Genomic DNA, 24,523 nt, shown 5'->3' with positions numbered 1-24,523 from the left:
AGGTGAATTTATGAAAAATAACACAAGAATATCTCGTGTGAATGACGAGATTTTAAAAGAACTATCCCAAATTATCAGAGGGGAACTAAAAGATCCCCGTATTGGTTCAATGACCAGTGTAATACGGGTTGAAACAACATCAGATTTAAAATATTGCAAGGTGTATGTTTCTGTTTTAGGTAACGACGAAGAAAAGAGCAGTGTTATGCAAGGATTGAAGAATGCTGCAGGATTTGTACGTCGTTTGATCGCACAAAGAATTAATCTTCGTATTACACCGGAGTTTACCTTTAAGCTGGATGAATCCGCAGAATATGCAATTCATATGAATCAGCTGATTAGCCAAATTTCTAAGGATTTAAAGGAGAAGGAAGCCAATGAAGGGAATGAATGATTCTTTAGAAAAAATCAGAGAAATCATTTCAGCTCATCAAAATATTGTGCTTTGCGGACATATTAATCCTGACGGGGACGCCATTGGGGCAAATCTTGCCTTGGCGGCCTCCCTGAAAAAGGCGGGTAAAAATGTACAGGTGCTTCTGAGACCCTATGCCCCCAAATATGAAGTGATTCCCAATGGCAATTTGGTTGTACAAAAAGAAGATGTGACCAGAGCAGAGCTTTTTATTGCCTTAGACTGTGGTGATGTGGGACGCTTTGACTGGATCGAGGATGTTTTCAAAGGTGCGCAGTGTACCATGAACATTGACCACCATGCCAGTAATTCCTTTTTTGGAGAATACAATTATGTGGAGGAGAATGCTTCTTCGACTTGCGAAATTGTTTACAACCTGCTGAAAGAATTTTTTCCAATAGATGAAGAGATTGCTTCAGCGTTATATGCTGGACTAATTTATGATACGGGCGGTTTTCGCCATAGCTCCACTACCACTGATACCATGCAGGCAGCAGGAGAATTAATGTCATATGGTATTCCTTTTACAAAAATTTACAATGCTTTATTTGACAGCCGAAGCTTTTCTGAAATGAAGATTATGGGCAGAGCCTTTGATAAATCCGAGCTTTGTTTAGACGGCAAGGTGATTTTCACCTCCATTACCATGGTGGATATGGAAGAATGTAAAGGCACCAATAAGGAACTGGACGCAATCATCAATTATATAAAGGGTGTCAATGACGTGAAAATTGCATGCTTTTTATATGAAAAGAATGAAATGGATGTGAAAGCCAGCTTCCGTGGCAACGATGGCTACGATGTTTGTGCTTTAGCACAAAAATTTGGTGGCGGCGGTCATGTAAAAGCGGCAGGGTGTACCATTGTGGCACCTTTGGCAACGGCAAAGGAAATGGTTTTTGCCGAAATAGAAAAAATGCTATAGGGGGGAGACCTTTTGGACGGAATCCTAAATATTTATAAAGAAAAAGGTTTTACCTCCCATGATGTTGTTGCAGTGGTGCGAAAAACATTGCATATGAAAAAAGTTGGGCATACTGGTACCCTTGATCCTGATGCTGAGGGGGTATTGCCCATATGCGTAGGCAGGGGGACAAAGCTTGCGGATATCATTATGGATGGACGTAAAAGCTACCGTGCTATACTCCATTTAGGTATTTCCACAACAACAGAGGATGCCTCGGGAGAGGTAGTGGAGGAGAAACCTGTGGTTTTTGATGAGGAGAGCATTGAAAAAACCATAAGTTCCTTCATTGGAGAGCAGGAGCAAATACCGCCCATGTATTCTGCGGTAAAAATCAATGGAAAAAAGCTTTATGAGCTGGCAAGAGCGGGAAAAGAGATTGAGCGTAAGGCTCGGAAAATTACGGTTTATGATATTAAAATTCGTCGTTTTATTCCTCCTTGCCAAGTAGAGATGGATGTGGAGTGCTCCAAGGGCACATATATCCGTACATTATGTGCTGATATTGGCAAGGCTTTGGGGTGCGGTGGGAATATGGCAAGTTTGTTAAGAACTGCTACCGGTGCCTTCACCTTGGAAAATGCCATAAAGCTTCATGAATTAAAGGCTTTAGAGGAAGCAGGGCAGGTTGACACTGTTCTTTTGGGGCTGGCAGATGCTCTGAAGGGCTATACACGGGTATATGTTTCAGAAAAATCTGCAAAGCTGTTATACAACGGCGGTAAGATACGAAGTGAATTTTTTCGGGCTGAAAAAGAGTTGAAGGAAGGTCAAGAGGTTATTGTTTTTGACCATAAGATGGATTTAACGGGGATATATACAATCGTACAGGAAGAAAAAAGCTTTTTTATCAAACCATTAAAGATGTTGATTTAAGGAGTAGAGAAATGGAACATATCACGGATACGCACATAGACCAGAATCAGCCGACAGCGGTAACGCTGGGCAATTTTGACGGCTTGCACTTGGGACATCGTGCGTTGATCAAATTGACAAAGCAATTTGCTGAGGAAGAAGGGTTAAAGAGTGTTGTTTTTACTTTTTCTCCCCATCCAATGCTGGTGTTCGGGAAAAGAGATGACTTTGCGCTGATAATGGCTCCTTCGGAAAAGAAATTTACCATGGAGCAATTGGGCATTGATACTTATATAGAGTATCCCTTTGACCAAACATTTGCAGCAATGAGTGCCGAAGATTTTGCAATAAAGCTGATTTTTGAAAGAATGCAGTGCCGTGTTTTAATAGTAGGAGAAAATTATCATTTTGGCGCAAACCGTTCAGGTGATTACGAAATGCTGCAAAGATTGGGAGAAGCCCGTGGGGTTAAGGTTATTGCTGTGCCTTCTGTTTTATTTGAGGAGGAACGGGTTAGTTCCTCCAGAATTCGCAAGTGCTTGATTCAAAAGGATTTAGATGAAGCGAATCGAATGTTGACTGAGCCATATTTTATTTTGGGAACGGTATCAGAAGGAAAAAAATTGGGTAGAACCATTGGCTTCCCTACGATTAACATTATCGCCCACCCCTTAAAATTGTTTCCGCCCAATGGTGTGTATGCAACAAAAACTTTCTATAAAGGGAAATATTATTATGGTGTGACCAATATTGGAATGAATCCTACAGTAAATGGTACACAAAAAATTGTGGAAACTTATTTGCTGAATTTTAATGAGAATGTTTACGGTGAAACATTACAAACATTTTTCTATAAATTTTTACGCAGTGAACGCAAATTCCCCGGAGTTGAGGAGTTGCGTCAGCAAATCGAAATAAATGCTGAACAGGCAGCAGAGTATTTTGCATCTGAGGAGTATTTAATCAAATGGAAAAGCGCCCAAGAGTAAATTTGGGGAGTATATATATGAGTCAAAACAAGAAAATTTGGGCAACCCTTGCGTTGCTTTTAACAGCTGCCATTTGGGGCAGTGCCTTTGTTTTCCAAAAATTTGCCGTTGATGAATTAACTACATCTTTTATCGTTGCGTCCCGCTTTACCGTTGCAGGAATTATCACTGCAATTGCAACAATTAAAAAGTGGCATCGCATTGATAAGGAATATTTGATAGGGGGACTTGTCACAGGTTCTACTATGGTGCTGGGCTCCGGATTGCAAACCATCGCCATGACTTATGGCACAACCCCGGGAAAAAGTGCATTTTTAACTTCAGCTTATTGTGTTATCGTGCCCTTTTTAGGCTGGATATTTATGAAAGAGCGTCCCAAGAGAAATCATATTATCTCTGCGGCCATATGTTTAGTTGGGATTGGATTGATTTCACTGGAAGGCAGTATGAAAATCACCTTTGGCGATGGACTTACGCTGTTATGCAGTGGGGCTTTTGCTGCAAATATTATATCCATTGCGTATTATTGCAGAGGAAGAGACCCTATGCTTTTAACCATGCTGCAAATTTGTGTGGCAGGGATATTGGGATGGATTTCTGTTTTTGTGACAAGAGGATTTCCACACAGCATATCATTGGCGGCAGCAGGAAATGTGCTATATTTGGCAATTTTTTCAACAGCTGTATGTTTATCCTTACAAAGTATTGGGTTAAAATATATTAATGCGACGGTGGGCACAATTATTTTAAGCTTGGAATCTGTTTTTGGCGTAGTGTTCTCTGTACTATTATTTAAAGAGGAGATAACGATAAAAATGGCAATGGGCTTTGTTGTGATATTTATTGCAATTATTTTATCTCAGTTTGACTTTACAAAAACTGTCGATGAAAAAATTGTGGAAAACCCAGAGAATTAGCGTATTGTCCTTGCAAAGGCAAAGGTAGTATGCTAAAATAAAAATGCTGTAAATCCGAGACTCGGTCATTGGACTCTCCAACCATTACTTAGTCTTTGGGGATGCATAGTAAAAATATTTTGAGGAATTATAAGGAGGAAATAACAATGGCAACAATCAACAAACAGGAAATTATCGCAAAATACGGCAGAACCCCTAACGATACAGGTTCTCCCGAAGTACAGATTGCTCTGTTGACAGCAAGAATTACAATGCTTACAGATCATTTGAAGGATCACAAGAAGGATCACCACTCCAGAAGAGGTCTTTTGAAAATGGTAGGACAGAGAAGAGGTCTTTTGAACTATTTGAAGGATCTGGATATCGAAAGATATCGTACTATCATTATCGAACTTGGTCTGAGAAAGTAAGAATTGCGATATAGGGAGGAGAGAGGAAATTTCCTCTCTTTTCTTCTATGATTTCAAAAAGAAAAGTAAGTGTATGTGGCACTATAGATTTCCAGCTTTTTTCATAGCCAAGGGTATGAAAAAAGCTGAAGATCTATGGTGCATAGAAGAAAAAACAAAAGGAGACTTCATTATGTTTAGAACTTATACCATGGATTTAGCAGGCAGAACCCTGACGGCTGAAATTGGCAGAGTTGCAGAACAGGCAAATGGCGCTGTTATTTTGCGTTATGGTGAAACCACAGTTTTGGTGACCGCTACTGCATCTCAAAAGCCCAGAGAAGGAATTGACTTTTTCCCTCTGAGCATTGATTATGAAGAAAGACTTTATTCTGTAGGTAAAATTCCCGGGGGATTTATTAAAAGAGAAGGCAGACCCTCTGAAAAGGCTGTTTTAACCTCCAGATGTATCGATAGACCATTAAGACCTTTATTCCCCAAGGATTACAGAAATGACGTTGCCATTGTGGCGACAGTTATGTCTGTTGATCAGGATTGTTCACCTGAGGTAATTGCTATGATTGGTGCATCCTTGGCGTTGAATATTTCCGATATTCCTTTCACCGACCCTGTTTCTTCCGTAAGTATTGGATATTGTGATGGTCAGTTGGTTGTAAATCCTACGGCAGATCAAAGAGAAACTTCCAGATTATCCTTGACTGTTTCCTCCAAAGAGGACAAGGTTATGATGATCGAAGCTGGAGCAGATGAAATTCCTGACGAATTGATGATGGAAGCCATCCATTTGGCGTTTGACACCAACCTTGAGGTTGTAAAATTCATCAAAGAAATCGTAGAAAAAGAAGGTAAGGAAAAAGCACCTTATGAAGAGCATGTTATCAATCAGGAAGCTTATGATTTGGTTACGAGCTATATTACAGATGCAAGAATGGAAGATGCTGTTTTTGCTGAATTGAAGCAAGACAGAGATGCAAAGCTTAAGGTAATTACTGAAGAAGTAACGGAAGCTTTGACAGAAAAATTAACTGCAATTTATGGTGAAGATGCAAAAATCGGCGAATTGTTGGGCGAGATTATCTATAAATTCGAGAAAATGACGGTTAGACGTATGATTTTGAAAGACCACAAGCGTCCTGACGGTCGTGGCATTGAAGAAATCAGAAAGCTTTCCGCAGAAATTGATGTATTACCCCGTGTTCACGGTTCTGCATTGTTCTCGAGAGGGCAGACTCAGTGCTTGACTGTAACCACATTAGGCATGATTAGTGAAGGCCAGCGTTTGGATGGCTTGGATACCAACGAAACAGGCAAGCGTTATATCCATCATTACAACTTCCCCGGTTATTCCGTAGGTGAGGCAAAAACTTCCCGAGGCCCCGGTAGACGTGAAATCGGCCACGGCGCTTTGGGTGAAAGAGCTTTATTGCCTGTTATCCCCAGCGAAGAGGAATTCCCTTATGCAATCCGTCTGGTTTCCGATATTTTAAGTTCCAACGGTTCTACCTCTCAGGCAAGTATTTGTGGTTCCACGTTGTCTCTGATGGCGGCAGGTGTTCCCATTAAGCGTCCCGTTGCAGGTATTTCTGTAGGCTTGGTAACTGGTGATACGGAAGATGATTTTGTAGAAATCACTGATATTCAAGGCGTTGAGGACTTCTTCGGTGATATGGACTTTAAGGTTGCCGGAACCAGCGTGGGTATTACAGCTATCCAGATGGATATGAAGATTAAAGGCTTGACTTTTGCCATGATTGAGCAGGCATTTGCCCAGACTGGCAGAGCAAGAGAATATATATTAAACGAAGTTATGCTGAAGGCAATTCCTGAATCCAGAAAAGAGCTTTCTCCTCATGCACCAAAGATTGCTTCTATGCAGATTGATGTTGAGAAAATTGCAGAAGTTATTGGCACAAGAGGTAAAGTAATCAAAAAGATTATTGAGGAAACAGGCTGTGCAATTGATACCGAAGATGATGGGACAATCTTTATCAAGGGTATTAATGCTGCGGATATTCAGCGTGCAATTGATATGATTAATGCTATTGTAAAGGATCCTATTCCAGGAACTATTTACACAGGGGCAATCACGAGATTGATGGCTTTTGGTGCATTCTTTGAAATTGCACCAGGAAAAGAAGGCTTGATTCATATTTCCAAAATTTCCAACAAACGTGTGGAAAAGGTTGAGGATGTATTGGCTGTGGGCGATATTGTAAGCGCAAAGCTGATGGAAATTGACAAGCAGGGCAGACTGAACTTCTCTATTAAAGATGCGTTACCCCAGGAAGAAAAGGCTAAGGAAGAAAAACATAGTCATTAAAGCATAATATCTAACAGATAGGAGGCTGTGAAAAGGAAGGTTTTCCTGCACAGTCTCTTTTTAATGAAGGCATAAAAAATATAGTTTGGAACATGATAAAAGAAATTAGCGTTTTGCATGGGAGAGATTATATGGTTATTATTAAAAAATTACAAAACGGAATTTCTGTTGCTTTAGAGGAAATTGCCTATGTACGCAGCATTTCCTTTGGTATTTGGGTAAAAAATGGTTCTAGAAATGAGAAACCTGAGGAAAACGGTGTATCTCATTTTATCGAGCATATGATGTTTAAAGGAACAGAAAACAGAAGTGCAAAGGAAATCGCTCAGGCTATGGATGCTTTGGGCGGACAGATTAATGCTTATACCACCAAAGAATATACCTGTTATCATACCCGTGTATTGGATGAGCATTTTACTAGAGCTTTAGAGGTTATGAGCGATATGCTTTTGCGTTCTTTATTTGCTCAAAAAGACGTGGAAAAAGAGTGTAATGTTATTATTGAAGAAATCAATATGTATGAGGATGCGCCGGAGGAATTGGTGCATGATGCCTTACAAGATAGCATTTGGCAGGGAAGCTCTTTAGGAATGCCTATTTTGGGAACTACAGAGACAATTTCAGCATTTACCTCGGAGAGCATTCGTGATTATTATGAGCGAAATTATCAGCCGGAGAATATTGTATTATCCATTGCGGGGAATTTTAAAATCGATGAAGTGATGGAGGAACTGAATAAAGCCCTTGGTTCTTGGGAGCGGAAACAGCCTTTTACCCAATATGATTCTAAAGCAAAATATCAAATTGCCCATGTGGTGCGGGAGAAGGATGTGGAACAGGTGCATAGCTGTATTGCCTTTCCCAGCGTGGAGCGTGACCACCCAATGAAGTATGCCCTTGGCGTATTTAATACCATTTTTGGAGGTGGCATGAGTTCTAGATTATTTCAAAAGATACGAGAAGAAAATGGTTTAACCTATTCCATTTATAGCTACACAACGGCTTTTTCCGATACAGGATTGTTCTCTGTTTGCGGAGGAATGAATCCGAACCAGTTGGAGCGGGTGTACGACCTTATTTTGCAAGAAATTGAAGACGTAAAAAAGAAACAATTACCACAAAAACTTATTGATGTGACCAAGGAACAGTTGATTAGCAACTTTATCATTGGTACGGAAAGTACGTTAAATAGAATGACAGCATCAGGATCTGCTTTGCTTCTGCGTGGTGTGGTTCAGGATTCGGAAGAGGTCATCGGGAAGCTTGGTGAGGTGACAGCCCAAGATATTTTGCAGGTTACAAATTTGGTTTTTGATATGGAAAAAGTAAGCTGGAGCGCAGTTGGAAATGTCAAAGGAAAAGATATTGACAAAATAGGAAAAAAAGTTTTTCATAAATCATAGAATCCTAGGGATAATAAGGATAACGGTATCATTCCGTAATTCTTTTTATAGGAGGTCTTTTATGAAAACTGCAAATGCAATAGCATTAACACTGGTGATTATCGGTGCGTTAAACTGGGGATTGATTGGCTTTTTCGGCTATGATGTTGTAACCAGCATCTTTGGTGGAAACATGTTCTGGATCTCCAGAGTGATTTTTGGTCTGGTTGGCTTGGCAGGGCTTTGGTCATTGTCTTTCTACAATTCCCTTGTTCAGGAAAACCCTACCGTTCGTATTGCAAGACATTAATCAAAGTTGCAGCGGGAAACCCGCTGCTTTACATAGAACAGGGGGAGCAAAATGCGTTTTACAAAAATGGAAGGCTGCGGGAACGATTATATTTATATCAACTGTTTTGAAGAAGTGGTGGAACAGCCTGAAAAGTTAGCCATCGCCATGAGTGAGCGACATTTTGGCATTGGTGCCGACGGGTTAGTATTAATTATGCCATCGGAAAAGGCCGATTTTCGCATGCGCATGTTTAATCTGGATGGTTCAGAGGGTGAAATGTGCGGAAATGCAGTGCGATGCATCGGGAAGTATACCTATGAACGAGGTTTAACAAACAAAGAGGAAATTTCTTTGGAAACTGCCGGTGGAATAAAATATTTAAAATGTAATATTGAAAAAGGAATTGTAAAAACCGTTAGGGTAGACATGGGTGAGCCTATATTGGAGGCGGAGAAAATTCCTGTTAAGCATGAAACCAGTCCTGTGATTAGAAAAAGCATTGTAATCAATAATAATAATGAATTCCAATTTACCTGTGTATCCATGGGAAATCCCCACGGAGTTGCTTTTGTTGAAGAGACAGAGAATTTTCCGGTTCAAGAGTATGGTAAGCAAGTGGAGAACAATCCTGCATTTCCCAAGAAGACAAATGTTGAATTTGTCCAGTTAATTAACCGGAATCACATCAAAATGCGTGTTTGGGAAAGGGGTAGCGGCGAGACACTTGCCTGTGGTACAGGTGCATGTGCATCGGTGGTTGCATCTATTTTAAACGGTTTTTGCGACAGGGAAGTGAAGGTATCTCTTCTTGGTGGGGAATTGACAATCCATTGGAATGAAGAAAATAATCATGTATATATGACAGGCCCAGCGGCATTTTCCTTTGACGGTGTTTGGTTAAAAGACGTTTAATGTTGGGCATAGAGGAGGAAGTATATGGCGAGAGATTTACATGATACCGCAGATTTAGAGGAAAGAGTAATTTTGTTTGCTGTTGAGCCGGATGAACGCAACAGCCGCTCTACCATGGAAACAGAGGCATGCCTAGATGAATTGGAAGAGTTGGTGCGGACAGCTGGGGCGGTTGCTGTGGCCAGAAGCATACAAAGGCGAGAGCGGGTGCACCCTGGTCATTACTTAGGCAAGGGCAAAATTGAAGAGCTAAAAATGATGGTGGATGCATACGGCGCATCAGGTGTTGTTTGTGATGATGAGCTTTCACCGGCACAGTTAAAGAATTTGGAAAGATTGCTGGAAACCAAAGTAATGGACAGAACAATCGTAATTTTGGACATTTTTGCAGGAAGAGCAATTTCCGGTGAAGGTAAGATACAAGTTGAGTTAGCACAGCTGAAATATCGTTTATCCCGTTTGACAGGCATGGGTGCTTCTATGTCAAGATTGGGGGGTGGCATTGGCACGAGAGGCCCAGGTGAGAAAAAGCTGGAAACAGACAGACGGTATATCAAAGACCGCATTGCTGAATTAAACAGTGCGGCAAAAGAGATTCAGACTCATCGGGAATTATTGCGAAGCCAAAGAGGAAAAAAAGGGACACCTGTGGTATCCTTGGTTGGCTATACAAATGCGGGAAAGTCTACACTCATTAACAAATTGACAGACGCAGGTGTTTTAGCAGAAGATAAGCTGTTTGCTACTCTTGACACAACTACGAGAAAAGTGGAATTGCCCAATGGTTCTGAAATTTTACTAACGGATACCGTAGGATTTATTCAAAAGCTGCCTCACCATTTGGTACAAGCCTTTCGGGCGACACTAGAGGAGTTAAAATATGCAGATATTCTTCTCCATGTGGTAGATGCATCCAATTCCAACAGACAGGAGCAGATGCAAGTAGTCTATAAAACATTGGAGGACTTGGGGTGTGGAGATACTCCTGTCATAACCGTGTTCAACAAAATGGATAGAGAGGTTGAATTGCCATTGCCAATGGACACAAAAGCGAGGGAAATTGCTCAGGTTTCCGCTTTTACCGGCGACGGGTTAAACGGAATGCTGGGTATGGTTGAAAATCTATTAAAAAGCTTTCGGAAATCTATGGTTGCCTTGGTTCCTTACACAGAAGGGGGGCTCATTGGCTGGGTTCATGGGCGATGTGAAATCATTCGTGAAGAGCATACGCCAGAAGGAGTTTTGTTAGAAGTATATGTAAATGAAGAGTCTGCAAACCGATTAGAGAAATATAAACAATAAATGAATCTCCTGGAATTTAAATTTCCAGGAGATTTTTAACAGAAAAATAGGAACACTTTTTATGTATCTGCGTTTAAAAAGAAAACAGCTTTTTCATAATCCTCTTTCTTTACATAAATTTTGTATTCTATTTGGGCTAATGTGTTTATGTCAAAGCCCCGGGAATTTGCTTGCCAAGTGTTGCCCATGGTGGAGATTGTATATTCAATTTTGTGAGCAGAAAGCAAATTTCGTATTTCTGCTTGCTTTTCTAAAGAATAGGTTATGAATAATTCTTTGCGGTTGAATATCGTAATCATAAGAATTCCCTCCTAATTTCAGGATAGCAGGTAGATGGTGGCAATGCAACCAAAATAACCAAACTGAAACCGTATTTTAAGAAAAATTTAAGCTTTCTGGTTCAATTCTGTAACAAGTATATGTTACCATTAATATTAAAAATCGACATTATTTTTTAATGTAGGGGAGTGTGAAGCTTGAGTCAAAACGTAATTCGAATTAAAAATGTAAAAAAGATTTATCAAATGGGTAAGGAACATATTCAGGCAGTGAACGGCATCAGCTTAAATATCCGACAGGGGGAAGTATGCTGTTTGCTTGGAAAGTCGGGCTCAGGCAAATCCACTTTATTAAATTTGATTGCGGGATTGGAAAAACCCTCTTCCGGTGAAATTATATTTAACAAAAAACATATAGAGCGGATGAATGAGGATCAATTGGCGGATTTTAGGCAGAAATATGTTGGTTTTGTCTTTCAGTCATACAACCTTTTGCCGACACTAACGGCGATGGAGAATGTAACATTACCACTGATTTTTAAGAATGTTCCGTTAAAAGAACGGAATGAGCGGGCAATGGAGATGTTGAAAAATGTAGGTTTGGAAGAAAGAGCCCATCATAAGCCCCATGAAATGAGTGGTGGACAGCAGCAAAGGGTTAGTATTGCCAGAGCATTTATCAATAGCCCTCAAGTGGTATTTGCCGATGAACCAACAGGGAATTTGGATACCCGCACAACATATGAAATGATGGATTTGATTACGGCAATGGCAAAGAAGAATAACCAGACCCTAGTAATTGTAACCCATGATTTGGAGCTGGCAGAGTATGCAGACAGAATTGTTATGCTCTCAGATGGAATTATAGAACGTATTGAGGATAAAACCCAGGTTGAAGGAGAGAAAGAGTGATGAGTAAAAGGTTGTTTCAAAGGGTATTTGCATTGATTATGATGTGTTCCATTGTTCTGGGGCAAACGTCAGTCATATTTGCAGATGATTTTAGCGAAAATGGTTCACCAAAAATCATAGTCGGTGGGGATGCATTGATTGAGGTTGTGGCGGGGCAGGAAAACCGTGCCACCATTCAAGTGAAAAATAAAGGTGGCGCACCGGCTGATAATGTTTATGTCAGCGTGAAGAGAAGCCCTACAGATCCTTTTCGTGTAACGATTCCAGGTGGCGGTGACGTAGGCAGCGTAGGGGCAAACGGATATCAGAATGTAACATTGGTTGTTACTTTTAATGGTGAAGTGAAAGAATCTAGTTATCCCGTTACACTGGATTTTACATACCGAAATGCCAATGACTCCACATTTACCAGCTCGGAAACAATTTATTTAAAAATGAAAGGGTTTGACAATGAACCTAGTTTTAAACTGGATGCCATGACCCTTAGTCCAGATAGTATGTCTCCCGGCAGTAGCGCAAACTTGAGCGGTAAGATTATTAATAACGGCGAAAAAGATTTGCAGGACGTTGATATTAGCTTGGAGAATTTGTCCACAGATAAAATCAGCTTGAGCGGTGGATTTAGCAGTAAGCATTTTGCAAGCATACCCATTGGGGGCAGTGCAAATTTCGCATTTTCACTTGTAGCCAGTGCAGATATGGCGGCAGGCAACTATCCTGTTTCTATTAAACTGAAATACAAAGATAAATTTGGAAAAGCTGTTGAAAAAGCACAGGATTATTATGTGAATGTAGGTGGCGTAGCAGGGCAGAAATCTCAGTTGGAGATTCGAAATATGAAAGAGCCCGGTGGCGTTTACGGTGTAAATCAGAATTTCACAGTCAGCTTTGATTTATATAACAGCGGAAAGATTTCAGCAAAAAATATTGTGGTTAAAGCAGAGCCTGTAGATGCTTCTGCGGTGGTACCCAAATCTGCAAGCGTAAAAACAATTTCTGAGTTAAAAGCAGGCGCAACAACAACCCTTTCCTTTACTTTTGCAGGTACTGCAGCGGCAAAATCACAAAATTATGCAATACAGTTTACAACAGACTATACCTCAGGTGGTACGGCGGTAACTTCCTTTAAGCAGTTTGCAGGGGTAAATGTGAGCAATCCCAGTAAGGATGAGGAAAACGCCAGCAAACCCAAGTTAATTGTAAGCAATTATGAGTGCAATCCATTGATTGTTATGGCAGGGCAAGAGTTTGATTTAAACATGGATATTTTAAATACCCATGCTACAAAAGGCGTTAAAAATATTAAAATGTTTTTAACTTTGGCTGAGGAAACCTCTTCGGACAGTCAAAAATCGGGGAATATTTTTACCCCTGTAAATAGCAGTAATACATTCTATTTTGATGCAATCGGACCAAAGGGCAAGACACAAAAGAAATTAAGATTATATGTAGTTCCTGAAGCTCAGCCCAAGACATACACTTTGACCGTAAACTTTGAATATGAAGATGCTGCTGGCAAGGAATTTACTGCAACGGAATTGCTGGGTATTAACGTAAAGCAGGTTACTGAAATGCAAGTAGATGATTTCGCAATACCTGAAACAGTGGAAATGGGTACACCAGTTGCTGTTTCCTTTGGCTATAACAATACGGGAAAGGTAACACTAAATAACGTAATGGTTAAAGTAGAAGGTGATGTTGAATGCCAAAATAAGAGCACATACATCGGCAACATGGATTCAGGTGCCGGAGAATATTTTGAAACATCATTTACACCCAACACCAGTGGGGAAGTGCCTGTGAGCATTGTGATTTCTTATGAAGATGCAACAGGGGAGCTGAAGGAAGAACGCAGAGATTTTGTATTAAATGTCACAGAACCTATGATGCCTGAAGATGCTGATAATACAAATAACGAGACAGCACCTCTGGATATGAAAAAGGTTATGATTTCTATTTCCATATTAGCACTTTTTGCAATGGGATTATTTATCTTTATTAGACGTCAGAAACAAGAACCCCAAAATACCTTTGCTGAAAGCAAAAACGATTTGGATGATGAGGATGAGGATGACAGAGAGGATATGTCTTTATGAGTACGAAGGACTTATTAGATATGGCTCTTCGTAATTTGCTGAAGCGAAAGCTCCGAACATTCCTAACGGTGCTTGGTGTTGTAATTGGTACGGCTTCCATTGTTGTAATGGTATCCATCGGGATTGGAATGAATGAGAGCTTTGCGCGTCAGCTTGAAAGTTGGGGGAGCCTGCAAGTAATTGATGTATATTCGCCCAATGGCGATGGTGGACGCTATATGCCTGACGATGATGCTGCAAAGGATGCAAAGAAAAATGGTAAGAAGGTAAAATTGGACGCAGTGGCTGTGGAATCTTTTCGCCAAATGGCTGGGGTTGAAGCCGTTTCTCCAATAAAAAATCTTTACCTGATGCTTGGCAGCGGTAAATATGTTGCTGATGCCAATATTATAGGACTTGATCCGGCAGCTATGGAGGCTTTGGGCTATAAAATTGAAAATGGACGGGCTTTAAATGGTGAGGATGTAAAATCCATTGTTGTTGGCGGCGGGGTGGAATTTTATGACCCTAAATTAAACTGGGAAATGAGAATGAATTCGGAACCACCACAGTTAGAATTGGTTGGTGATAAGGTTGAGGTAAGCTATGACTGGAGCTATGGTTCAAAATATGCCGATAAAACCATCAAATCAAATAAATTCGAAGTGGTTGGAACCATGTCTGCTGATGGCAGCAATGGCTGGAGTGTCATTATGCCAATAAAAGAGCTTGAGAAAATTGAGAAGGCACAGCAAGAATGGGAGAAAAAACGGAATGGCTCTTCCGGTGGGAGAGGACAAAAACAACAATCCCATGAGTATGAACAGGTTATGGTTAAGGTAATTGACATTAAAAATGTTCAGGCTGTGCAACAGCAGATTAAGGATATGGGCTATCGGGCTACCAGCTTATCAGATGAATTGGATGCTATGAAAGAAACTACGAAAATGCTCCGTATGGTTTTAGGGGCAATTGGTGCCATTTCATTGGTTGTTGCGGCTATTGGAATTACCAATACCATGGTTATGGCAATTTATGAAAGAACCAGAGAAATTGGTATTATGAAGGTAATCGGGGCTTCTCTTCGGGATATTAAGCTACTGTTCTTAACAGAAGCGGCATTTATCGGATTTGCCGGAGGTATTTTGGGCATTGGTGTAAGCTTTGTAACATCAAAGCTGGTTAACTTTGTAGCCATGCAGCAAGGCAGTGATATGTCATCTTCTATACCCATTTGGTTGTATATTGGTTCCATTGCCTTTGCAACGGTAATTGGTGTTCTTTCAGGATATTTACCTGCACAGCGTGCAATGAAACTAAGTGCATTATCGGCGATTAAAACGGAATAATAAAAATATCTAAAAACAAAAAGCATATAAAAACACACTATTTTTGATTATGAACAAAAAATAGTGTGTTTTTTCATGCAAAAGCTGATATCTCATGATTTTTTGGAAAGACTATGGAGGAAGAATGTCATAACAAAAAGGGATTGAATTTAAGATGTTAATCCAACTGGCTGCTGCACCGGTTTTTTTAGGACTGTTTTATATTTATGTAAGAGATAAATATGAAAAAGAGCCTTGGAGAATGCTCTTTCTTGGATTACTGTACGGTATTTACACGACTGCTGTTATTTATGCAGTAGGATTGGGATTGGAAAAAATTTTCCCCCATGTGGAGTCACCCATCTATACATCCTTTATCAGCTCAGCAGGCGTTGAAGAGGTGACGAAGTATATATTTTTGGTACTTTTAATATGGAGGAATGGTAATTTCAATGAGCCCCTGGATGGAATTGTGTATGGTGTTTTTGTTTCTTTAGGTTTCGCGTGGATTGAAAACATTATATATGTAACGCATCCCGTTATGGGTGGTTATAGCACTGCTTTTTCTAGGGCATTTCTTTCCGTCCCGGGACATGGATTATTTGGTGTGCAAATGGGGTATTATTTAGGGCTGGCTAAATTTTTCCGAGGAAAAAAACATTTTTTGCTTGCTTTTTTCGTTCCGTATTTGGTTCATGCCTTATATAATTATTTTCTGCTTGAGAAATTTTCGTTTTTCTGGATTCCTTTTTGGATATTGGAGGTTTGGTTATGGTGGTCAGCCCTCAGACACATTAAAGAGCTGGTTCGTATTTCACCTTTCCGAGAATAAAATGACACGATTTTACTGTTGGACTTGAAATAAATAGTAAAAAGCGGTATACTGATTAAAACAGAATACTTGGCAGAAAATAACACAATTACGGAGGTCAACCAGTGGTAGAAGCGGTGAGCTGTGGAGGCGTTGTTATTTATAAGTGGAAAATTCTCCTCTTATATAAAAACCAAAATGGCAGATATATGGGTTGGGTATTGCCCAAGGGCACTGTGGAAGAAGGCGAAACCTATCGGCAAACCGCTTTGCGTGAGGTAAAGGAAGAATCCGGTGCCACCGGAGAAATTATTAAATATGTGGGGAAAACCCAATATACTTTTAAAGGCAGTGAGGATACCGTAAACAAAACAGTGCATTGGTATTTGATGAGTGCCAATTCCTTTTTTTGTAAGCCTCAGAGTGAAGAATATTTCGCCGATGCGGGTTTTTATAAATTCCATGAAGCCTATCATCTGTTAAAATTTAATGACGAACGCCAGATTTTAAAAAAAGCATATTATGAGTATAGTGAAATGCGTAAGAATAAGGAATTTCTGAAACGGAAGTTTTCTGAAAAAAAAACGTAAAGGAGTAATGGAGTATGAAAAAATATTTTGAGTTAAAACCCAGTTTTGAAGATTTGAAGGATAAAATCGTAGTGTTACACAAAGAAGATGATGAAAAGAAAACATTGTTTATTGTTTTAGCAGTTCTTGCTGCTGTTTTGGCAGTAGTAGCTTTAGGCGTTGTTTATTTATTGAAAACAAAAATGGATGACGAATATGACGAGGATTGGGACTATGATTGGGACGATCTTGAAGATGAATATTGCAACGAGGATGATTGCTGCTGCACAGATAAAGATGTTGATGATTCCGTAAAGGTAGAGAAAGTATAAAGAAGATGGGGCGGCAGGTGGCCGGTATGGTTTTTACTACTGACTGCGCGCCAGCTCCCTTTTTTTCTTTTGGTTGGGACAAAAAAAATAGGATAGGACAAAAAAAGACCAAAGGAAGGTGTGACATGGAAGACAAACTGCAATTAATTCGTAAAATTGCACCTGATTTGACGGAAGAAATGATCAAAAGGTATCGTGTTTTAAAGACAGTGCGCCTTTTGCAGCCCTGTGGAAGAAGAATGGTAGTGCTTGCACTGGGTATGACAGAAAGAACGGTTCGCAGCGAAATTGAACGGTTCAGTGTGCAAAAGCTGGTTCAGGTTTCAAAGACAGGTATGGTTGTTACAGAAGAAGGCTTGGAAGTTTTAGAGGGATTGGATACAGTTTTTTCTATTATGACAGGATTATCTGTTTTAGAGGAAAAGTTGGCTTTGCTCTTAGGTGTTAAGCGTGTTCTTATTGCACAAGGCGACGCAGATGTCAGCGAGCGTAGCCGTAAGGAGATGGGGCAACTTGCCATGCGGCATCTTTTGGAAAAAACCAATGAGAAAAGCTGCATTGCCATTACCGGTGGTTCATCCATGGAGGATTTGGTGCTTGCGGCACCGGAAATGTCTAAACCTATGGCCAAAATGGTTGTGCCTGCAAGAGGCAGTATAGGCCGTAGAATGGAATTGCAGGCAGATACTTTAGCGGTACAGTTAGCTGAGAAGCTGCAGGCAGAGTATCGACTTTTGCATTTGCCTGATAATTTAAGTGAGACAGCTTTGGAGGAAATGAAAAAGCAGCCTGAAATTTTTGAAACTATACAGGAAATGGATCGGGCGAATATTTTACTTTTGGGCGTTGGCAATGCATTGGATATGGCGGAAAAACGCAGGTTGGATGAAGAGATAATGGCCAATTTAGTAAAACAGGATGCAATTGCAGAAGCCTGCGGATATTATTTTAACCGCAGTGGTGAGGTGCTTTACAGAACCCGTTCTATTGCCATTGATTTTGATCAAATCAGTAAGATGGATGAGGTTATTGTGGTTGCAGGTGGCGAGAAAAAAGCTGAGAGTATTCTAGCTGTAAGCAAAAGTATTCCAAGCGGGATATTTATTACCGACGAAGGTGCTGCGATGAAAATGCTGAGGGTTTTAGAGGCGTAGAACAGTATCAATCATTATTTACTCAGAAATTTTTAAATCATTCTGTTTTAGAGACTTACATAATGAAAACTTTAATAAATGTGGGGTTCTACAACTGAGAGTGGTGCTAATTAATATGCAATTATGGTTTAAAGAGCTCAAAATGAATTGAAAAATGAAGTTTTGGGGAAAAGTATAACATATTTGGTAGAAGCTGTTCTGTAATCAGAAAGGAGTATGAAGAATGTTAAACAAAAAATCGGTTGATGATTTACAGGTAAAGGGGAAAAGGGTTCTGGTCAGATGCGACTTTAATGTCCCATTACAGGATGGGGCAATTACTGATGAAAATAGAATAACTGCCGCTCTCCCTACAATCAAAAAGCTAGTGGAAGATGGCGGAAAAATCATCCTTTGTTCCCATATGGGCAAGCCAAAGGGAGAACCAAAGCCTGAACTTTCCTTGGCACCCGTTGCAAAAAGACTTTCAGAATTGCTGGGGAAAGAGGTTGTTTTTGCAAAAGATGATACGGTAGTAGGTGAGAATGCCAAAAAGGCTGTGTCAGTAATGCAGGAAGGCGACGTAATTTTATTGGAAAATACACGCTATCGTAAGGAAGAAACAAAGAATGAAGAATCTTTCAGTAAAGAACTGGCATCTTTGGCTGATGTTTTTGTAAACGATGCTTTTGGCAGCAGCCATAGAGCACATTGCTCTACTGTAGGGGTAACGGAATTTGTAAAGGAATCTGCAGTTGGGTATTTAATGGAGAAAGAAATTGAGTTTTTGGGAAATGCCGTGAATAATCCCCAGCACCCTTTTGTAGCAATTTTGGGTGGTTCCAAGGTTTCTGATAAAATCAATGTTATTAACAATTTATTGGAAAAAGTGGATACACTAATCATTGGAGGCGGCATGGCATATACCTTTGCTGTAGCCAAGGGCGGCAAGGTTGGAGACTCCTTGCTGGAAGTTGACAAGGTGGGTTACGCAAAGGAAATGATGGAAAAAGCAGAAGAAAAGGGCGTAAAACTATTGCTTCCTGTGGATACTGTAATTACAAAAGAATTCAAGAATGATACAGAATTTAAAACTGTTTCTGCATTGGAAATTCCCGATGGCTGGATGGGCTTGGACATTGGTGAAAAATCAAAAGAACTATTTACAAATGCAATTATGGGAGCAAAGACAGTTATTTGGAATGGACCTATGGGTGTGTTTGAATTCGAAAACTTTGCTGCCGGCACGAAGGCAGTTGCTCAGGCAATGGCGGATATTGATGCAACAACAATCATTGGTGGTGGTGATTCTGCTGCAGCGGTAAATCAGTTGGGCTTTGGGGATAAAATGACCCATATTTCCACAGGCGGCGGTGCATCATTAGAATTTTTGGAAGGAAAGGACTTGCCGGGCGTAGTAGCAGTGCAAGATAAATAAGGCTTGAAATTATGAAACGCAAGGGGAAAATATTCGCAGTGATGGTTTTATTATGCAGTTTGCTTTTTCAGCTGACTGCTTGGGGAAAAACGGTTGTTGCCATGGACTGTGTAGAAGAAGAAGAATTGATTGAACCGGCGGAGAAAATCATTTTCCCGCCGACAGACTATATTCCGGTATTGATGTATCATCATTTTGCAATACGTGATATGGGCGAGGGAAACGGCGTTGTTACCACCCAAGCCGAGTTGAGGGATCAGATTTCTTATTTAAAGAATGCGGGGTATGAAATTATTTCTCTGGAAACTTTGAATGAGCTCCTTCAGCGGGTGGAAAAAGAGAAGGTTCAAAATAGAAAAAAGGAAAAAGATGCGTTTAGCCTTGAATTGGATAAAAAATATATCTGCATCACTATGGATGACGGATATTTGAGTAACTATGAATTGGCTTTTCCTGTTTTCCAAGAATATCGTGTCCCTGCCTCTATCTTTGTTGTAACGGATAGCATTACCAATCAAACCGGATTAAGAAAATTAGACTGGCAGCAAGCTAAGAAAATGGTGGACAGCCGATTGGTTAAAATATATAACCATACAGCCAACCATGTACCTGCGGATATGGAAACGGAAGATGAATTTCTTGACCAAGTGGATAAGGGAGAGCTTGCATTGCATACGTATCTAAGGCAAGATGCCTGCAAGGCTTTGGCGTTTCCTAATGGACATTTTACCATTGAATGTCAAGAAGGCCTGAAAGAAATGGGCTTTGACTTATTATTCACGGTAGAACAAAAGGTTATTACAAAACAAACATCACGCTATGAGATTCCAAGAATTGCCGTGGAGTCCGGGTGGGATGGTGAAACTTTGATGGAAAACATAGAGCGGACGGCGAGAAAAAGCTTTGTGCCGTAAGAGAGGTGAGGTTTATGAGAAAGAAGATTATAGCAGGAAACTGGAAAATGAACAAAACGCCCAAAGAGGCGATTGAATTTTGCAGATTGATGAAGGACAAGGCTGCATCCTCTACAGTTGATGTGGTTTTTTGTGTACCTTTTGTTGATTTATACCCTGTCTTGGAAGAGTTGAAGGGCAGCGGAATTGGTGTAGGTGCCGAAAATATGCATTTTGAGGACAGCGGTGCTTATACAGGAGAGGTTTCTTCCCGTATGCTAAAAGAAATGGGCGTATCCTATGTTGTTTTAGGACACTCCGAACGTCGTCAATATTTTGGTGAGACTGACGAGATGGTAAATAAAAAAGTAAAGAAGGCTTTAGAAGTGGGTATTACTCCGATTATGTGCTGTGGAGAAACCTTGGAGCAAAGGGAAGCGGGAATTACAATAGAATGGATTCGTATGCAGGTGAAATGTGGATTACTTGGTTTGAGTGCTGAAGAGGTTGAAAAAGTTGTAATCGCCTACGAACCTATTTGGGCAATCGGTACTGGCAAGACTGCTTCTTCTCTACAGGCGCAAGAGGTTTGCAAAGCAATTCGCCAAGTTGTAGGTGAAGTTTATGGCCATGCAGTTGCAGAAAAAGTTAGAATTCAATATGGCGGCAGTGTGAGCGGTAAAAATGCTGCTGAATTGTTTGCTATGGCTGATATTGATGGTGGATTGGTTGGCGGTGCCAGCTTAAAAGAAGAGTTTCAGGAAATTGTACACTATCAAAAATAACCAAGGGAGGAAAGCAAGGTGAAAATATGGGAAAGAAAACAACAGTATTGATGATACTGGATGGCTTTGGAATGAATGAAAAAGTCGAAGGAAATGCGATTAAACAGGCAAATACGCCTGTTTTAGACGGTATTTTTAAAAAGTATCCTTTTGTGAAGGGGTATGCCAGTGGTCGTGACGTTGGTTTGCCTGAAGGACAAATGGGAAACTCTGAGGTTGGGCACTTGAATATGGGTGCTGGCCGCATTGTATATCAGGAGTTAACCCGTATTACAAAGGCCATTGAGGATGGAGATTTTTATGAGAATCCCGAGCTGCTTCATGCCATTGAACATTGCAAAAAAAATGCTTCAGCCTTACACTTATTTGGTTTAGTTTCTGATGGTGGTGTTCACAGCCATAACACCCACTTATATGCTTTATTGCGATTGGCGAAAAAGCATGATTTGGAAAAGGTTTATGTGCATGCATTCTTAGATGGAAGAGACACTCCTCCTTCTTCGGGCGCAGATTTTGCCGCCGAATTAGCGGAAAAAATGCGTGAGTTGGAGATTGGTGAATTTGCCACTGTTATGGGACGCTACTATGTCATGGATCGTGACAAACGCTGGGAAAGAGTGCAGGGAGCATATGATGCCATGGTTTTAGGGAAAGGTGTAACTGCCACAGATGCCATTGATGGAATTAAGCAGTCTTACGAAAAAGGTAAGACAGATGAATTTGTGCCACCCACAGTGATTGTGGATGAAAAGGGAATGGCAAAAGGGAAGATTGCAGACCATGATGCAGTTATTTTCTTCAATTTCCGCCCTGATCGGGCAAGGGAAATTACTAGAGCAATCTGTGACCTTGATTTCGACGGATTTAAAAGAGAAAAGGTATTGCAAGATTTGAAGTATGTTTGCTTTACAGAATATGATATTACCATACCTAATAAAGAGGTTGCATTTAAACCTCAAAAATTGACGAATACATTGGGCACATACATTTCATCATTGGGTTTAAAACAATTAAGAACAGCAGAAACAGAAAAGTATGCCCATGTCACCTTCTTTTTTAACGGTGGTGTGGAAGAACCAAATCCCAACGAGGATCGCTGGCTCGTACCTTCCCCAAAGGTTGCAACCTATGATTTACAACCGGAAATGAGTGCATATGAGGTGACGGATGGTTTAGTTAAAGCGATTCGTTCCAATGAATATGACTTAATTATTGTAAATTATGCAAATTCCGACATGGTTGGACATACCGGCATCATTGAGGCTGCTATCAAAGCCGTGGAAGCAGTAGATACATGTGTGGGTAGGGTAATGGAGGCATTATTGGAAACAGGTTCTAATATGTTTTTATGTGCAGACCATGGGAACAGTGACCAAATGATTGATTATGTGACCCAGGAACCTTTTACTGCCCATACTACAAATCCAGTGCCTTTTGTATTAATTAATTATACTGATGGCGTTGGGCTAAGAGAAGGTGGCAGATTGGCAGACATTGCGCCGACCCTATTAGAAATGATGGGCTTGACTATTCCCGAGGAAATGACGGGGAAAAGTTTGTTGATCAGTAAGTGAATATTTAAAATATAAAGGTTTCAATGGAATGCAGAATATTTGTTTTGTCAATTCCATATTAAAGTTCATATTTCAGGTAAAGTTGTTTTTTAATAATATAGTTTCGCCAAGCCTTTAAAAAGGCAAGCAAGATTATAGAAAATGTTGTGAGAACTTACATTTTCTACAAGGCGAATCAAAAAATAGAAGGAGGAAATTACGAATGAAAGGTTTTTTTGAAATTACAGATGTTTATGCAAGAGAGGTTATGGACTCCAGAGGTAACCCTACGATTGAAGTTGAGGTCATTGTTGATGACAGCATTATGGGTCGTGCTGCTGTTCCCAGTGGTGCTTCCACAGGCGCTTTTGAAGCGGTAGAAATGCGTGATGGCGGAGAGAGATTCAATGGTACTGGTGTTCAGAGGGCAGTGGATAATGTAAATGACATTATTGCGGAAGAAATCATTGGCATGAATGCTTTGGATCAAGTTTCTGTAGATAAGGCTATGATTGCTTTGGATGGTACACCCAATAAAGCAAAATTAGGTGCAAACGCAATTCTTGGTGTTTCTATGGCTGTGGCAAAGGCCGCGGCAGAAGCTTTGGATATGCCTCTATATCAGTATTTAGGTGGTTTTAACGCAAAGACCATGCCCGTTCCTATGATGAACATTATGAACGGCGGCAAGCATGCGGACAACACAGTAGATATTCAGGAATTCATGATTATGCCAGTTGGCGCACCTTCCTTCAAGGAAGCCCTTCGTATGTGTGCTGAAATCTACCATATGTTAAAGAAGGTTCTGAAAAACAAAGGTCTTTCTACAGCAGTAGGTGATGAAGGTGGTTTTGCACCTGACCTTCCCACAGCAGATGCTGTAATTGACTTGATTAAAGAAGCTGTCGATGCAACAGGGTACAAATGGGGAGAAGAAATTAAAATTGCTTTAGACCCTGCTATGACAGAATTATATGATGAAAAAGACGGCAAGTATCATTTCCCCGGTGAAAGCAAAATGGCTGGTAAAGAGATTGTTAGAACTTCTGAGGAAATGGTTGATTTCTGGAAGACATTGGCTAACAAATATCCTATTGTTTCCATCGAGGATGGTTTGGCTGAGGAAGATTGGGCAGGCTGGCAGTTATTGACCAAGGAAATGGGCGACAAGGTTCAGTTGGTTGGCGACGACCTCTTTGTTACAAACACAGAACGTTTGCAAAAAGGTATTGAATTGAAGGCAGGAAATGCCATTCTGATTAAAGTAAACCAGATTGGTACTTTGACAGAAACTTTCAATGCAATTCAGTTAGCAAACAGAAATAAAATGACCGCCATTGTTTCCCACAGAAGTGGTGAAACAGAGGATACAACCATTGCGGACATCGTTGTGGCTGTGAATGCGGGACAGATTAAGACAGGTGCGCCTGCAAGAACAGACCGTGTTGCTAAATACAATCAACTTCTGAGAATTGAAGAGGAATTGGACGATGCAGCAGAATACGCAGGTATGGATGCATTCTTTAATATAAAGTAATTTATCAGATAAGAGCAATAAGGCTTTTTATGGTGTGTAATCATAGAAAGCCTTATTTTTTTTGCGATGAGAGATGATAGAAAAGTCGATTATTGTAGAAATCTAGGTGACTAGCCAATTG

At 40.3% G+C, this 24,523-nt stretch carries 24 protein-coding genes; 23 read left to right on the top strand and 1 reads right to left on the bottom strand.

The features are described from left to right. Positions 1-10: 10 nt before the first annotated feature. From rbfA to hflX, 11 genes are all read left to right on the top strand, one after another. Complete coding sequence (rbfA, locus tag CPRO_RS12265; protein ID WP_066052305.1) at positions 11-394, top strand: 30S ribosome-binding factor RbfA; 384 nt, start codon at positions 11-13, stop codon at positions 392-394. Beyond that, positions 378-1,340 carry a DHH family phosphoesterase gene (locus tag CPRO_RS12260; RefSeq protein WP_066052300.1) on the top strand — a complete coding sequence of 321 codons (963 nt, stop codon included), beginning with the start codon at positions 378-380 and terminating at the stop codon, positions 1,338-1,340. Before rbfA ends, CPRO_RS12260 begins: the two co-directional genes overlap by 17 nt. 12 nt (positions 1,341-1,352) lie before the next feature. Continuing rightward, positions 1,353-2,255: a tRNA pseudouridine(55) synthase TruB gene (truB, locus tag CPRO_RS12255; RefSeq protein WP_066052298.1), complete on the top strand. Its 903-nt coding sequence runs from the start codon at positions 1,353-1,355 to the stop codon at positions 2,253-2,255. An 11-nt stretch (positions 2,256-2,266) separates the two neighbouring features. After that, complete coding sequence (locus tag CPRO_RS12250; RefSeq protein WP_066052296.1) at positions 2,267-3,223, top strand: bifunctional riboflavin kinase/FAD synthetase; 957 nt, start codon at positions 2,267-2,269, stop codon at positions 3,221-3,223. Between the two features lie 17 nt (positions 3,224-3,240). After that, a complete protein-coding gene (locus CPRO_RS12245) occupies positions 3,241-4,140 on the top strand; it encodes a DMT family transporter (protein WP_066054040.1) in 900 nt (299 codons plus the stop codon). A 146-nt stretch (positions 4,141-4,286) separates the two neighbouring features. Further along, positions 4,287-4,550, top strand: a complete 264-nt coding sequence (gene rpsO, locus CPRO_RS12240) for a 30S ribosomal protein S15 (protein ID WP_066052293.1) — start codon at positions 4,287-4,289, stop codon at positions 4,548-4,550. Positions 4,551-4,722: 172 nt separating this feature from the next. Next, positions 4,723-6,870: a polyribonucleotide nucleotidyltransferase gene (locus CPRO_RS12235; RefSeq protein ID WP_066052290.1), complete on the top strand. Its 2,148-nt coding sequence runs from the start codon at positions 4,723-4,725 to the stop codon at positions 6,868-6,870. Positions 6,871-7,001: 131 nt separating this feature from the next. Continuing rightward, on the top strand, positions 7,002-8,273 hold the full coding sequence (locus CPRO_RS12230) for a M16 family metallopeptidase (protein ID WP_066052287.1): 1,272 nt from the start codon (positions 7,002-7,004) through the stop codon (positions 8,271-8,273). 61 nt (positions 8,274-8,334) lie between these two features. Beyond that, positions 8,335-8,562: a DUF378 domain-containing protein gene (locus tag CPRO_RS12225; protein WP_066052285.1), complete on the top strand. Its 228-nt coding sequence runs from the start codon at positions 8,335-8,337 to the stop codon at positions 8,560-8,562. A 51-nt stretch (positions 8,563-8,613) separates the two neighbouring features. Continuing rightward, entirely contained in the window at positions 8,614-9,456 is an 843-nt protein-coding gene (gene dapF / locus CPRO_RS12220; RefSeq protein ID WP_066052280.1) for a diaminopimelate epimerase, read from the top strand. 24 nt (positions 9,457-9,480) lie between these two features. Further along, the gene (gene hflX / locus CPRO_RS12215; RefSeq protein ID WP_066052277.1) at positions 9,481-10,758 is read left to right on the top strand and encodes a GTPase HflX; all 1,278 of its coding nucleotides are present in this window, start codon (positions 9,481-9,483) and stop codon (positions 10,756-10,758) included. A 59-nt stretch (positions 10,759-10,817) separates the two neighbouring features. Here the strand turns inward: hflX and CPRO_RS12210 are convergent, their stop codons facing one another. Beyond that, complete coding sequence (locus tag CPRO_RS12210; protein WP_066052274.1) at positions 10,818-11,057, bottom strand: hypothetical protein; 240 nt, start codon at positions 11,055-11,057, stop codon at positions 10,818-10,820. Between the two features lie 225 nt (positions 11,058-11,282). Here CPRO_RS12210 and CPRO_RS12205 point away from each other — a divergent pair, with 225 nt between their 5' ends. From CPRO_RS12205 to eno, 12 genes are all read left to right on the top strand, one after another. Continuing rightward, positions 11,283-11,948, top strand: a complete 666-nt coding sequence (locus tag CPRO_RS12205) for an ABC transporter ATP-binding protein (RefSeq protein ID WP_066054037.1) — start codon at positions 11,283-11,285, stop codon at positions 11,946-11,948. Further along, the gene (locus CPRO_RS12200) at positions 11,948-14,044 is read left to right on the top strand and encodes a COG1361 S-layer family protein (protein WP_066052270.1); all 2,097 of its coding nucleotides are present in this window, start codon (positions 11,948-11,950) and stop codon (positions 14,042-14,044) included. Before CPRO_RS12205 ends, CPRO_RS12200 begins: the two co-directional genes overlap by 1 nt. Beyond that, positions 14,041-15,372, top strand: coding sequence for an ABC transporter permease (locus tag CPRO_RS12195; RefSeq protein ID WP_066052267.1), 1,332 nt, complete (start codon positions 14,041-14,043; stop codon positions 15,370-15,372). The genes CPRO_RS12200 and CPRO_RS12195 overlap by 4 nt, the downstream gene beginning before the upstream one ends. 154 nt (positions 15,373-15,526) lie before the next feature. Then, positions 15,527-16,183: a PrsW family glutamic-type intramembrane protease gene (locus CPRO_RS12190; RefSeq protein ID WP_066052265.1), complete on the top strand. Its 657-nt coding sequence runs from the start codon at positions 15,527-15,529 to the stop codon at positions 16,181-16,183. Between the two features lie 104 nt (positions 16,184-16,287). Next, the gene (locus CPRO_RS12185; protein ID WP_066052263.1) at positions 16,288-16,752 is read left to right on the top strand and encodes an NUDIX hydrolase; all 465 of its coding nucleotides are present in this window, start codon (positions 16,288-16,290) and stop codon (positions 16,750-16,752) included. A 14-nt stretch (positions 16,753-16,766) separates the two neighbouring features. After that, positions 16,767-17,063 carry a hypothetical protein gene (locus CPRO_RS12180; protein WP_066052258.1) on the top strand — a complete coding sequence of 99 codons (297 nt, stop codon included), beginning with the start codon at positions 16,767-16,769 and terminating at the stop codon, positions 17,061-17,063. 125 nt (positions 17,064-17,188) lie between these two features. Further along, complete coding sequence (locus tag CPRO_RS12175; protein WP_066054035.1) at positions 17,189-18,217, top strand: sugar-binding transcriptional regulator; 1,029 nt, start codon at positions 17,189-17,191, stop codon at positions 18,215-18,217. 223 nt (positions 18,218-18,440) lie between these two features. Then, positions 18,441-19,634 carry a phosphoglycerate kinase gene (locus CPRO_RS12170; RefSeq protein WP_066052255.1) on the top strand — a complete coding sequence of 398 codons (1,194 nt, stop codon included), beginning with the start codon at positions 18,441-18,443 and terminating at the stop codon, positions 19,632-19,634. 41 nt (positions 19,635-19,675) lie between these two features. Then, complete coding sequence (locus CPRO_RS12165) at positions 19,676-20,548, top strand: polysaccharide deacetylase family protein (protein ID WP_066052251.1); 873 nt, start codon at positions 19,676-19,678, stop codon at positions 20,546-20,548. A gap of 14 nt (positions 20,549-20,562) precedes the next feature. Then, a complete protein-coding gene (tpiA, locus tag CPRO_RS12160) occupies positions 20,563-21,312 on the top strand; it encodes a triose-phosphate isomerase (protein WP_066052249.1) in 750 nt (249 codons plus the stop codon). Positions 21,313-21,338: 26 nt separating this feature from the next. After that, positions 21,339-22,886 carry a 2,3-bisphosphoglycerate-independent phosphoglycerate mutase gene (gene gpmI, locus CPRO_RS12155; protein ID WP_066052246.1) on the top strand — a complete coding sequence of 516 codons (1,548 nt, stop codon included), beginning with the start codon at positions 21,339-21,341 and terminating at the stop codon, positions 22,884-22,886. 202 nt (positions 22,887-23,088) lie between these two features. Further along, the gene (gene eno, locus CPRO_RS12150; RefSeq protein WP_066052244.1) at positions 23,089-24,402 is read left to right on the top strand and encodes a phosphopyruvate hydratase; all 1,314 of its coding nucleotides are present in this window, start codon (positions 23,089-23,091) and stop codon (positions 24,400-24,402) included. Positions 24,403-24,523 lie beyond the last annotated feature (121 nt).

Origin of the sequence: Anaerotignum propionicum DSM 1682, assembly GCF_001561955.1 — a bacterium.
Classification (GTDB): Bacteria; Bacillota; Clostridia; order Lachnospirales; family Anaerotignaceae; genus Chakrabartyella; species Chakrabartyella propionicum.
This window is presented reverse-complemented; position numbering and strand designations above follow the sequence as displayed.